We start from the raw sequence: 11,798 nt of genomic DNA, 5'->3' as shown, positions 1-11,798 counted from the left end.
CGGCAACCTGTGGGGCCATGCTGACCGACACCTTCATGGCCGCCGCTCTGTCGAACGAACCGCCGAAGGCCGATCCGGCCGAGGCGGACGACGGGGGCTCGATCCGAGTGCGTACGGTGTGGATCTCCGATCTGCATCTGGGCACGCCGGGCTGTCAGGCGCGGGCGCTGCTCGACTTCCTCCGGGAGGTCGAGTGCGAGCAGCTCTTTCTCGTCGGCGACATCGTCGACGGCTGGCAACTGCGCCGCAGCTGGTACTGGCCGCAGGAGCACAACGACGTCGTCCAGAAGCTGCTGCGCAAGGCGCGCAAGGGCACGCGCGTCATCTACGTGCCGGGCAACCACGACGAATTCGCCCGCAAGTACCTGCAGCACAGCTTCGGCGGCATCGAGGTCGCGCACGAGTGGATCCATGAGACCGCCGACGGCCGCAAGTTCTGGGTCACCCACGGCGACCTCTTCGACGGCGTCATCCAGCACGCCAAGTGGTTGGCCCATCTGGGCGACACGCTCTACGAGTTCACCCTCAAGCTGAACCGCCACCTCAACTCGCTGCGGGCCCGGATGGGCCTGCCGTACTGGAGCCTGAGCAAGTACCTCAAGCTCAAGGTCAAGCGCGCGGTCTCGTTCATCGGCGAGTTCGAGCAGGCGCTCGCCCGCGAGGCGCGCAAGCGCGGCGTGCAGGGCGTCGTCTGCGGCCACATCCACCACGCCGAACTGCGCGACATCGACGGCATCACCTACGCCAACGACGGCGACTGGGTGGAGAGCCTCACCGCCCTGGTCGAGCATCCGGACGGCCACCTCGAGATCCTGGACTGGGCCGAACGCCAGCGCCTGCTCGCCGAGCAGGGCACGGCCGAGGCGCTGGCCGCGGCGATGCGGCAGCCGGCGTGATCCACCCTGTCGGCCTGATCGGCTGAAGCGGGGCAACGCCAGTCCGGCACGGGCGAGCGCCCACCCGGAAACCGGGCGACACCCGCCCGAAAGAGGGTCATGGGGCTGTCACACCAGCTTCATAGAATGAGTTCATGACTCTGCCCGACGTCCCGCTGCTCAACCGCGAAAACGCCATCCTTGAGTTCAACCGGCGCGTCCTGGCCCAGGCCCAGCGCGTCGACGTGCCGCTGCTGGAGCGGCTGCGCTACATCTGCATCGTGTCCAGCAACCTCGACGAGTTCTTCGAGGTGCGCTTCGCCGACATGCTGGACGTCCAGCGCGACGGCAGCGGACTGGTGACGCCGCGCGACGTCGAGCGCGTCGGCCGCGCCGCCCACGACCTGATCGACGAGCAGTACGCGATCTTCAACGACCAGGTCATGCCCGCGCTGCGCGAGCACAACATCCAGATCCTGAACCACGCCGACCGCACCGACGAGATGCGCGCGTGGGTCGCCAAGTTCTTCGAGCGCGAAGTGCGTCCGCTGCTGGTCCCGGTCGGCCTGGACCCGGCGCATCCCTTCCCGCAGGTCGGCAACAAGGCGCTGCACTTCATCGCGCGGCTGTCCGGCAAGGACGCGCTGGGCCGCGACAACCGCATCGCCATCGTCAAGGTGCCGCGCGTGCTGCCGCGCGTGATCAAGGTGCCGAGCATGATCAGCGGCGGCAAGCAGAGCTTCGTGCTGCTGACCAGCGTCATCCGCGCGCATCTGGAGGAGCTGTTCCCGGGCCGGCACGTCGAGGCCTTCTCGCAGTTCCGCGTCACGCGCGATTCGGACCTGGAGGTCGATGAGGAAGAGATCGCCAACCTGCGCCATGCGCTGCGTTCGGGCCTGACGACGCGTCACTTCGGGCGCGCGGTGCGTCTGGAAGTGGTCAACACCTGCCCCGAGGAGCTGTCGCGCTTCCTGCTGGAGCAGTTCGACCTGCCGGAGGCGGCGCTGTACCGCGTCAACGGTCCGGTCAACCTGGTGCGCCTGAACGAGCTGATCGATCAGACCGACGCCGACGACCTGCGCTTCCAGCCCTACGAGCCGAGCTGGCCCAAGGGCCGGCTGCCGCGCGGCAAGTCCATCTTCGACAAGCTGCGGACCAAGGGCGACGTGATGCTGCATCACCCGTTCGAGAGCTTCGATCCGGTGGTGCAACTGCTGCGCGAGGCGGTCGAGGATCCGGACGTGCTCGCGATCAAGCAGACGATCTACCGGACCGGCAGCCAGTCGGTGCTGGCGGACCTGCTGATCGAGGCGGCGCGCCGCGGCAAGGAAGTGCTGGCGGTGGTCGAGCTGAAGGCGCGTTTCGACGAGGAAGCCAACATCAACTGGGCGGAGCGGCTGGAGGCCGTCGGCGCGCAGGTGGTGTACGGCATCGTCGGCCTGAAGACGCACGCGAAGCTGATGCTGATCACGCGCCGCGAGGGCGGCAAGCTGCGCCGCTACGGCCATCTCTCGACCGGCAACTACAACCCGAAGACGGCGCGGTTCTACACCGATCTGGGCTACCTGACGGCGGACTCCGAGATCACCGCGGACATGGACCTGGTGTTCAGCCAGCTGGCGTCGCTGTCAAAGTTCAAGGCCCCGAAGAAGCTGCTGCTGGCGCCGTTCAACCTGCACCGCACGATGTGCGAGCTGCTGACGCAGGTCGAGGAAGCGGCCAAGCGCGGCGAGACCGCGCGCGTGGTGCTGAAGATCAATGCGTTGACCGATGCCGAGCTGATCAACGGCCTGATCCGTGCGGGCAAGGCCGGCGCGAAGATCGACCTGATCGTGCGCGGCGCCTGCATGTTGCCGCCGGGTCTGCCGGGCGAGACGGACAACATCCTGGTGCGCTCGGTGGTGGGGCGTTTCCTGGAGCACTCGCGGATCTTCTACTTCCGCTGGGGCAAGGACGAGCAGGAGGCGCTCTACCTGTCGAGCGCCGACTGGATGGCGCGCAACATGCTCAGACGCATCGAGGTCGCGTGGCCGATCACCGATGCGAAGCTGCGTCAGCGTGTGATCGACGAGGGCCTGACGCCCTACCTGTACGACAGCCTGGACGCGTGGCAACTCGGGCCGGACGGCACCTCGCAGCGCATCGGCACCGAAGACAACCCGAACGGCGTCTGCGCCCAGCAGGCGCTGATGCGCCTGTACCGCGAAGAGCTCTGACGCTCTCCGAAGTCCTCAGGCGTCCAGCGCCAGCTGGACCTTCCCGATCTTGGCCCAGGCGTCCAGCTCTTCGCGGAGCAGGAAGTGCGCGCGCGGATGCGAGTCCGCCCAACCTTTGCGCATCTCGATGGTCACGTCCATCCCATCGCGGCGGATCTTGATGTCGGCCGGATCGACGTTGCTGCGCGCGTGGCATTTGATCGCTGCGAGGCGGAGCGCCAGCAGCTGCCAGATCATGGGCTCTTCCTGCAGCTGTTCTTCCAGCTTGCGCAGCCCGCCGCGCTGACCGAGCGCGAGGTCGCCGAGCCGGCGCAGCTGGTTCTGCGAGAAGCCCGGGGCGTCGACGTGCGACAGCAGGTAGGCGCTGTGGCGATGGTGATCGTGGTGCGACACCATCATGCCGATCTCGTGCAGGGCGGCGGCCCAGGAGAGCTCGCGGCGGTGTTCTTCCTCGGCCTTGGGCGACAGCTGCGCGTGCAGGCGCTGGGCGAGCGACTGGACGCGGACGGCCTGGTCGCGGTCCACGGCGAAGCGGCGCTGCAGTTCTGAGACCGATTGCTCGCGCATGTCGCGACCGGCGGCGAGCAGGCGGGGATCGAGGCGCTCCGCCAGGTCGAAGATGACGCCCTGACGGAGGGCGCCCTTCGCGGGGTACAGGCGGTCGATGTCGAAGTGCGTGAGCAGCGTGTAGAGGATGCACAGCCCGCCGCCCACGACCGCGCGGCGGTCCTCCTTCAGGCCGGCGAGCTTGAGCGCGTCGACGCGGCCCGCGAGCAGGCACTGCTCGATGCACCAGCGCAGGCCGTCGAGCGTGATGGAGCCGTCCGGGCTCACGCCGCTGGCGGCCAGGATCTGCGACACGGCGCCGACCGTGCCCGACGAGCCCAGCGCCTGCTTCCAGCGCGGCTGCGCCGACTGGCGGGAGAACTGGGTGATGGCTTCCTCCAGCTCGGCGCCGGCGGCGACCTGCGCCGCGCGGAAGGCCTCGGGCGTGAAGCGGCCGTCGGGGAAGAAACGCATCGACAGGCTGACGCTGCCGATCTGGAAGGATTCGGTGCTCACCGGCTGCGGGCCGCGGCCCAGGATCATCTCGGTGGAGCGGCCGCCGATGTCGATCACCAGACGAGGATCTTCGGCCGTCTGCAGGCGGGCCACGCCGGCATAGATCAGACGGGCCTCTTCACGGCCGGAGATCACCTCGATCGGATGGCCCAGCACCTCCTGCGCGCGTGCGAGGAAGGCGTTGCGGTTGCGCGCCTCGCGCAGCGTCTGCGTGGCCACCGCGCGCACCTGGCGGCCGGGCAGGCCCGACAGGCGTTCGGCGAAACGGCGCAGACAGGCCAGGCCGCGTTCGGTGGCTTCCTCGGTCAGCATGCTCATCGCATCCAGCCCGGCGCCCAGACGGACCGTTTCCTTCAGGTAGTCCAGACGGCGGTACTGCCCGTGCTGCAACTGGGCGATTTCCAGACGGAAGCTGTTGGAGCCCATGTCGATGGCGGCCAGGATCAGGGGGGCTTGCGCTTGCGTCATAGCGCGCGATTGTCGCGGTGTTTGGGGTCGCCCCCGGGAACGAAGTGCTTTCATCTCGCGCGTCATCACGCTGTCGCACGGCACCCGCGCTAGCATCCGGCGTTCCGTCCACCCCGCATCCCAACCGAGGAGCCGCAGATGACGAATTCCGATTCCCGCGACGAAGGCGCCGCCGGCGTGTCCCCTGAACTGGTCGACGCGATTCGCGAAGACATCGACAGCCTCGCCCCGGGCCGCGCCTTCAGCCGGCGCGCCTTCGTCGGCACCGCGGTGGGCAGCGGCTTCGCCGCCGCCGTGCTGCCGGTCTCCGCGCAGACGATCACCACCGACACGCAGGGTCTGGACGCGGGGCCGGTGTCCATCCCCGTCGGCGACTTCAAGATGCCGGCGTACGTCGCACAGCCTGCGGGCAAGAAGAATGCGCACGTCGTGCTGGTGATCAGCGAGATCTTCGGCGTGCACGAGCACATTGCCGACGTCGCGCGCCGCTTCGCGAAGCTCGGCTATCTGGCCATCGCCCCCGACCTCTTCGCGCGCCAGGGCAATGCGACCGTGTATTCGGACATCGCCAAGCTGCAGAGCGAGATCATCCAGCGCACGCCCGATGCGCAGGTCATGAACGACCTGGACGCGGCCGTCGCCTGGGCGAAGCAGCAGGGCGGCGACACCTCCAAGCTGGCGATCACCGGCTTCTGCTGGGGCGGTCGCATCGTGTGGCTGTACACCGCGCACAGCAAGGCGGTGAAGGCTGGGGTGGCCTGGTACGGCCGCCTGCAGGGCCAGACCAACGCGATGACCCCGAAGCATCCGATCGACGTCGTCGGTCAACTGAACGCCCCGGTGCTGGGCCTGTACGGCGCCCAGGACAACGGCATTCCCGTGTCCACGGTCGCCGCGATGCAGGAAGCGCTCAAGCAGGGCAGTGCCGCCGCCAAGGCGAGCGAGTTCGTCGTCTACCCCGACACCGGCCATGCCTTCCACGCCGATTACCGCCCCAGCTACAAGCCTGAGCCTGCCAAGGATGGTTGGGCCCGCTGCCAGGCCTGGTTCAAGCAACACGGGGTTTGACGCCTTCAAAGGCGGGGGCTTGACGAGTCTGAGACAATTTTGGGAACCCAACCGGCGCACCCTCAGTGGTGCGCCTTTTTTATCCATGACCCTGACCTACATCCTGCTGGTGACATTCGCCGGCGGTCTCGCCTCTGTGACGATCGCGGCGATGCTGACGGTCGGCTTGCTGAGCCGCATCGTCAAGCACCTGGTGAGTCTGTCGACGGGTGTGCTGCTGTCGACGGCGCTGCTGCATGTGCTGCCGGAGGCGTTCGAGAGCGGGGCGGATCCGCACAACCTGTTCCTGGCGCTGCTGGGCGGCTTGATGTTCTTCTTCCTGCTGGAGAAGGCCGAGCTCTACCGTCACACCCACCATCATGAGGGGGACGGGCATCACCATCACCACCACTTCGACCAGGAGCAGGCGGGCCGGGGCGGGTTGTCGGTGCTGGTGGGGGATTCGATCCACAACTTCTGCGACGGGATCATCATCGCCGCGGCGTTCCTGGCGGATCACCATCTGGGCTGGGTCACCGCGATGGCGATCGTGGCCCATGAAATCCCGCAGGAAGTCGGCGACTACATCGTGCTGCTGAATGCCGGCTTCACGCGCAAGAAGGCCTTGTTCTTCAACGCCGTGTCCGGGATGGCGGCGGTGATCGGCGGGCTGGTCGGCTACTACGTGGTGGGGCCGTGGCAGCAGCTGTTTCCCTACCTGCTGGTGGCGGCCTCGAGCAGTTTCGTCTATGTCTCGGTCGCCGACCTGATCCCGCAGCTGCAACGCCGGCTGCCGTGGAAGGACACCGCGCTGCAGCTGCTGTGGCTGGGCGTGGGCATCGTGTTCGTGCTCATCGTCGTGGGCGGCAAGCACGCCCATTGACGTGCGTCGGAGGCGCCCGGGAGGGCGCTCCGGTCAACCTGCCTGACGGCTTACTGAGGCGCGCCTTCTCCGTGCACCACCAGCACCGGGAAGGCGCAGTGCGACAGCACCTTCTGCGTCTCGCTGCCCAGCAGCAGCGCCTGCAGTCCGCGCCGGCCGTGCGTGGCCATCACCAGCAGGTCCGCGTTGACGCGCTTGGCGTGTTCGATGATGGCTTCCCAGGGGTGGAGCGCCTCCACGCTGTGGGCCTCGATCTCCAGGCCTTCGGCTCTGGCCAGCGACAGCACGTGCGCCAGACGCTCCTGCGCGATGCGCTCCTGGGCGTCGAAGAACTCCTGCGGCGGCGTCGGCTGCATCTCCGACACGGCGCTGTAGGGGAAGGGCTCCTTCACGCTGATCGCGAACAGCCGGGCGTTGTGGAACTTGGCCAGCTGGATGGCGGTGGAGATCGCCTTGGCGGTGATGTCGGAACCGTCGGTGGGAATCAGGATGCGCTGGAACATGGCGAGCCTCCTTCGAGCGAACGGGGTTGGGCTGGGTGGACCCGATCCCCACCACGGCGGGTAGGGTCAGGGCTTGCCTTCGCAGTCTGACCCTCTCATGGTGCTCGCGCCTTGCGCAATGTCAATTGGGGCCGGCGTCAGCCTTTGTCAGCCGACGGTTCAGCCTTTTGCGCACCCTCCCGCCCGGCTTCTTGCTCAGCCTTTCGCGAGCGGCAGGCGCGGATTCGCGCTCCATTCGCTCCAGGAGCCAGGGTAGAGCCGGCTCCCCGTCAGCCCGGCGTGGTGCATCGCCAGCAGGTTGTGGCAGGCGGTCACGCCCGATCCGCATTGGTGCACCGTGCCGTCCGCGCCCTGCGGACCGAGCAGCGCGCTGAATTCCTCGCGCAGCTGGGCGGCCGGCTTGAAGCGGCCCTCGGGCGTCAGGTTGATCTTGAAGAAGCGGTTCGTCGCGCCCGGGATGTGGCCGGCCTGGGCGTCCAGCGGTTCGACTTCGCCCCGGAAGCGCTCGCCGGCGCGGGCGTCGATCAGGCGCACCCGCCCGAGGCCGGCGAGCAGTTCCTGGGCGGACCAGGGTGTCTCCAGCGGCTCGGCGGGTTCGAAGGAGGGGCCGGCGCCGGAGATCGTCGTCGCCGAGCCGGCAGAAGGCGCGTCCGAGGACACCGCGCCGCCGGCCTGTTGCCAGGCGGCGAATCCGCCGTCCAGCACCGCGACCTGCGCATGACCCAGCCAGCGCAGCATCCACCACACACGCGCCGCGTACATGCCGTCGGCGGCGTCGTAGGCGACGAGTTGTCGGCCCGGCGTCATGCCGAGCTCACGAAGGCGTGCGGCGAAGGCGTCGCGCTCGGGCAGCGGATGGCGGCCGCGGAACGCGCCGAACGCGTCCTGCTTGGCACCGCTGAGGTCGCGGTCCAGGTGGAGATAGAACGCGCCGGGAACATGGCCGGCCGCGTAGGCGCGTTCGCCGGCCGCCGTGTCGGCCAGGTCGAAGCGCACGTCGACGATCAGCGGCGGCTCGGACGAGCCCATCAACGCCTGCAACTGCCCGACCGTGATCAAACCGTCAAGACCTGCCCCGGCGGGGGCGGTCTGGGCGGATGTCGAGGGAGAAACCGGTTGGGGCGTCGCTGAAGTCGTCATGGCCGTTCAAGATTCCTGGACAGAATGCTGGGCGTCCTTGGGCGTGTTCCGGGCGCGCAGCAGCGTCGCCCCCAGCCCTGCCACGACGATCAGCAGGATGCCGATCCAGGACAGCAGACCCAGCAGGTCACCGAAGATCAGCACACCATACAACGCCGAGAACACGATGCCCAGGTACTGCAGCGACGCGTTCACCAGCGGCTTGCCGGTGCCGTAGGCGCGGGTCATCAGCAGCTGGGCGGCGGTGGCCAGCACGCCGACGGCCAGCAGCAGCGCCGCGCCGGTCCAGGTGTGGCCGTGCCAGCCGCCGTGCGACACGATCGTCGTCAGCGCGCCCGCGACCACGCCGCCCATCGAGAAGTAGAAGACGATGCGGAACTCCGGCTCCCCCGCGCGCCCCAGCGAGGTCACCTGCAGGTAGGCCATCGCCGACAGCATCCCGGAGGCCAGTCCGGCCAGCGCGTGCCAGACCTGCTGGTCCTCCATCGCCGGCTGCAGCACCAGCCCGACGCCGACGAAGCCCAGCAGCACCGTGATGATCAGCCGCGGATCCACCTTGGCCGCGCCCATCAGCACCGCTCCGCCGATCAGGAACAGCGCCATCCAGACCGAGGACATGTAGTTCAGCGTCATCGCCGTGGCCAGCGGCAGCTTGCTGATCGCGAAGAACCACAGCGACAGCGCGATCACCCCCGACAGGCTGCGCCAGAAGTGCATGGCCGGCACGGCGGTCTTCAGCGACAGCCCCTTCGCCCGCGAGAGCGCGAACAGGAACAGCGTGCCGACCAGGCCGCGGTACATGACGATTTCGCCGGCGCCGTAGTAGGCCGAAGCCAGCTTGACGCAGACACCCATGGTGGCGAACAGCAGGGTCGCCAGGACCATCAACAGGGGGGCAGACATATGCGGCGGATTCTCGCGCCGAAGGTCGGTCCGGCCTGTTGCGGGGAGCCGCAAAAACGAACGCCCCGCAAGAGCGGGGCGTTGTGCGCACCCGGGTGGGTGCTCGGTCGGCGCAGCGTCGGCGCGGTGTCAGCGCTTCATCAACCCGCGGTACCACTCGTGGAAGTGCTTCATGCCGTCTTCCATCGGCGTCTGGTACGGACCGACCTCGTTGTCGCCCCGCTCCATCAGCGCCTTGCGGCCCGCGTCCATGCGCAGCGCGATCTCGTCGTCCTCCACGCAGGTCTCCATGTAGGCGGCCTGCTGGGCGTCGATGAGGTCGCGCTCGAAGGCGACGACTTCTTCCGGATAGTAGAACTCGACGATGTTGGTCGTCTTCTGCGGTCCCTTGGGGAACAGCGTCGACACCACCAGCACGTTGGGGTACCACTCCACCATGATGTTGGGGTAGTAGGTCATCCAGATCGCGCCCTGGTCCGGGGCCTGGCCGCCGGAGAAACCCAGCACCTGGTCGTGCCACTTGGCGTAGGTCTCGGAGCCCGGCTTCTCGAGCGCCTTGTTCACGCCCACCGTCTGCACCGAGTAGTCCCGCCCGAACTCCCACGCCAGGTCGTCGCAGGTGACGAAGTGGCCCAGGCCCGGGTGGAACGGACCGACGTGGTAGTCCTCCAGATAGACCTCGATGAAGGTCTTCCAGTTGTAGTCGCACTCGTGGACGTGGACCTTGTCGAGCTGGTAGCCGCTGAAGTCCAGCGCGCCGCGCGGACCCAGACCCGCCAGGTCGGCCGCGATGTCGCGGCCGTTGTCCTCGAACAGCAGGCCGTTCCACTCGCGGATCTTGTAGCGGTTCAGGTGCAGGCAGGGGTCCTGCTTGAAATGCGGCGCGCCGACCAGTTCGCCCTGGAGGTCGTAGGTCCAGCGGTGCAGCGGGCAGACGATGTTGCTCCGCGTGTTGCCGCGCCCGCGCAGCATCACCGCCTGCCGGTGGCGGCAGACGTTGGAGATCAGTTCCAGGCCTTGCGCGCTGCGCACGAGGGCGCGGCCCTCGCCTTCCTGCGGCAGGGCGTAATAGTCGCCGACCTCGGGCACGGCAAGCGCGTGGCCGAGGTAGCGGGGGCCGTGCTGGAAGATCAGTTCCTGTTCGCGGCGGAACAGGTCCTCGTCGAAGTAGGAGGTGACCGGTAGCTGGGGGTGGCTGGGCGCTGTGCCGCCCGTGCCGCTGCGTTCAAGCGCGCTGAGAGGGATGCTCAGGTCGGACATGATCCAAGAGGGTCTCCAAGACTCCAATGTCAACCGTGAATGAAAAACCCGCCGGACCCCTTTTAGGGCATGGCGGCGGGCAAAGGAACCGGTGATTGTACCCGGCCCTTCTCCGGAGGGGAAATCGGTGGGTGTCAAGCTTTACCGAACGACCGAAACACCCGCTGACGCCTGTGGCGGCGCGCTCACATCCCCCGACGGTCGGAGGACGGACGGGGTAGTGACGGTGCTTACAATCAGCCTTTTCGCGTTTTGAAATGAGCAAGCCTTCCGCCAGCGCCAAGTCGGCGCCATCCACGATCCAGGAGGAGCCCGCGAGCTATGAGCTGGCGGTCGAGGAACTGGAACGTCTGGTTCAGGCCATGGAGGCCGGCCAACTGCCGCTGGACCAGCTGCTCGCCAGCTACCAGCGCGGGGCCGCCTTGCTCAAATACTGCCGTGCGCGACTTCAGGCCGTCGAACAACAAGTACAGGTCATTGAAGGTGGCGGCGCGCAGGCTTGGGGAGATGAATAAGTGGATGCAGGGATTTTCGAACGTTGGGTGAAGCAGTCCCTCGACGACGTCGAGCGCTCGCTGGAGACCTGGGTGCCCGAAGGGGCCCCGGCGGGTCTGGGCGAGGCCATGCGGTATGCCGTCCTCGGGGCGGGCAAGCGCCTGCGCCCGCTGCTGGTGCTGGCCGCGGCCGACGCCGCGGCGGGGCAGCGCGAAGCCGCGATGCGCGCGGCCTGCGCGGTGGAGCTGATCCACGCCTACTCGCTGGCGCATGACGACATGCCGTGCATGGACAACGACGTGCTGCGCCGCGGCAAGCCGACGCTGCACGTGCAGTACGGCGAAGCCCAGGCGATGCTGGCCGGCGACGCGATGCAGGCGCTGGCCTTCGACGTGCTGACGCCGGACGAGGGCGTCGAGCCCGCGCTGCAGGCCAGGCTGTGCCGGCTGCTGGCGCGCGCCAGCGGCTACGACGGCATGGCGGGCGGTCAGGCGATCGACCTGGCCAGCATCGGCAAGCCGCTGGACGAGGCGTCGCTGCGCGACATGCACCGCCGCAAGACCGGCGTGCTGCTGCAGGCCAGCGTCCTGATGGGCGCGGCCTGCGGCGAGCTGTCGCCGGTGGCCTGGGAATCGCTGAGCCGCTACGGCGCCGCGATCGGCCTGGCCTTCCAGGTCGTCGACGACATCCTGGACGTGACCCAGGACAGCGACGTGCTGGGCAAGACCGCCGGCAAGGATCAGGACAACAACAAGCCGACCTACGTCAGCGTGCTGGGCCTGGAGCCCGCCCGCGCGTACGCGCTCCGCCTGCGGGACGAGGCGCATCAGGCGCTGGCCGGCAGCGGCCTGGCCGACACCGCCTGGCTCAGCCTGCTGGCTGACAAGGTCGTCGAGCGAGACAACTGAGATCCGGCCGGATCCGCGAGGATCCGTGCCGGGCCTGA

Annotated in this window: 11 protein-coding genes; 6 read left to right on the top strand and 5 right to left on the bottom strand. The window is 68.2% G+C overall.

Annotation, left to right across the window (positions count from 1 at the left end):
- The first annotated feature begins 17 nt into the window (after window positions 1-17).
- Together ACQZ13_RS23055 and ppk1 are read left to right on the top strand one after the other, a co-directional pair.
- Window positions 18-896, top strand: a complete 879-nt coding sequence (locus ACQZ13_RS23055; protein WP_431048237.1) for a UDP-2,3-diacylglucosamine diphosphatase — start codon at window positions 18-20, stop codon at window positions 894-896.
- A 134-nt stretch (window positions 897-1,030) separates the two neighbouring features.
- Window positions 1,031-3,091, top strand: a complete 2,061-nt coding sequence (gene ppk1, locus ACQZ13_RS23050) for a polyphosphate kinase 1 (protein WP_431048236.1) — start codon at window positions 1,031-1,033, stop codon at window positions 3,089-3,091.
- Between the two features lie 15 nt (window positions 3,092-3,106).
- Here ppk1 and ACQZ13_RS23045 read toward each other — a convergent pair whose 3' ends face one another.
- Window positions 3,107-4,621: an exopolyphosphatase gene (locus tag ACQZ13_RS23045; RefSeq protein WP_431048235.1), complete on the bottom strand. Its 1,515-nt coding sequence runs from the start codon at window positions 4,619-4,621 to the stop codon at window positions 3,107-3,109.
- 138 nt (window positions 4,622-4,759) lie between these two features.
- Here ACQZ13_RS23045 and ACQZ13_RS23040 point away from each other — a divergent pair, with 138 nt between their 5' ends.
- Window positions 4,760-5,689, top strand: a complete 930-nt coding sequence (locus ACQZ13_RS23040; protein ID WP_431048234.1) for a dienelactone hydrolase family protein — start codon at window positions 4,760-4,762, stop codon at window positions 5,687-5,689.
- An 85-nt stretch (window positions 5,690-5,774) separates the two neighbouring features.
- The gene (locus ACQZ13_RS23035) at window positions 5,775-6,551 is read left to right on the top strand and encodes a ZIP family metal transporter (RefSeq protein ID WP_331617335.1); all 777 of its coding nucleotides are present in this window, start codon (window positions 5,775-5,777) and stop codon (window positions 6,549-6,551) included.
- Window positions 6,552-6,601: 50 nt separating this feature from the next.
- Here the strand turns inward: ACQZ13_RS23035 and ACQZ13_RS23030 are convergent, their stop codons facing one another.
- The 4 genes from ACQZ13_RS23030 to ACQZ13_RS23015 all read right to left on the bottom strand — a co-directional run bounded on the left by ACQZ13_RS23030 (window position 6,602) and on the right by ACQZ13_RS23015 (window position 10,357).
- Entirely contained in the window at window positions 6,602-7,054 is a 453-nt protein-coding gene (locus tag ACQZ13_RS23030; RefSeq protein ID WP_431048233.1) for a universal stress protein, read from the bottom strand.
- 195 nt (window positions 7,055-7,249) lie between these two features.
- Window positions 7,250-8,113 carry a sulfurtransferase gene (locus ACQZ13_RS23025; RefSeq protein ID WP_431048232.1) on the bottom strand — a complete coding sequence of 288 codons (864 nt, stop codon included), beginning with the start codon at window positions 8,111-8,113 and terminating at the stop codon, window positions 7,250-7,252.
- An 87-nt stretch (window positions 8,114-8,200) separates the two neighbouring features.
- A complete protein-coding gene (locus tag ACQZ13_RS23020) occupies window positions 8,201-9,097 on the bottom strand; it encodes a DMT family transporter (RefSeq protein WP_431048231.1) in 897 nt (298 codons plus the stop codon).
- A gap of 129 nt (window positions 9,098-9,226) precedes the next feature.
- A complete protein-coding gene (locus tag ACQZ13_RS23015) occupies window positions 9,227-10,357 on the bottom strand; it encodes an aromatic ring-hydroxylating oxygenase subunit alpha (protein WP_431048230.1) in 1,131 nt (376 codons plus the stop codon).
- A 257-nt stretch (window positions 10,358-10,614) separates the two neighbouring features.
- On the opposite strand from ACQZ13_RS23015, the gene xseB reads away from it, so the two are divergent.
- On the top strand, window positions 10,615-10,872 hold the full coding sequence (xseB, locus tag ACQZ13_RS23010) for an exodeoxyribonuclease VII small subunit (protein ID WP_421034480.1): 258 nt from the start codon (window positions 10,615-10,617) through the stop codon (window positions 10,870-10,872).
- Between the two features lie 27 nt (window positions 10,873-10,899).
- Window positions 10,900-11,760, top strand: a complete 861-nt coding sequence (locus ACQZ13_RS23005) for a polyprenyl synthetase family protein (protein ID WP_431048229.1) — start codon at window positions 10,900-10,902, stop codon at window positions 11,758-11,760.
- Window positions 11,761-11,798: the final 38 nt, after the last annotated feature.

Origin of the sequence: Roseateles sp. L2-2 (assembly GCF_050613215.1) — a bacterium.
Taxonomy (GTDB): Bacteria; Pseudomonadota; Gammaproteobacteria; order Burkholderiales; family Burkholderiaceae_C; genus Roseateles; species Roseateles noduli.
Note: the sequence above shows the minus strand (reverse complement) of the source record. Positions and strands in the feature narration are given on the sequence as shown.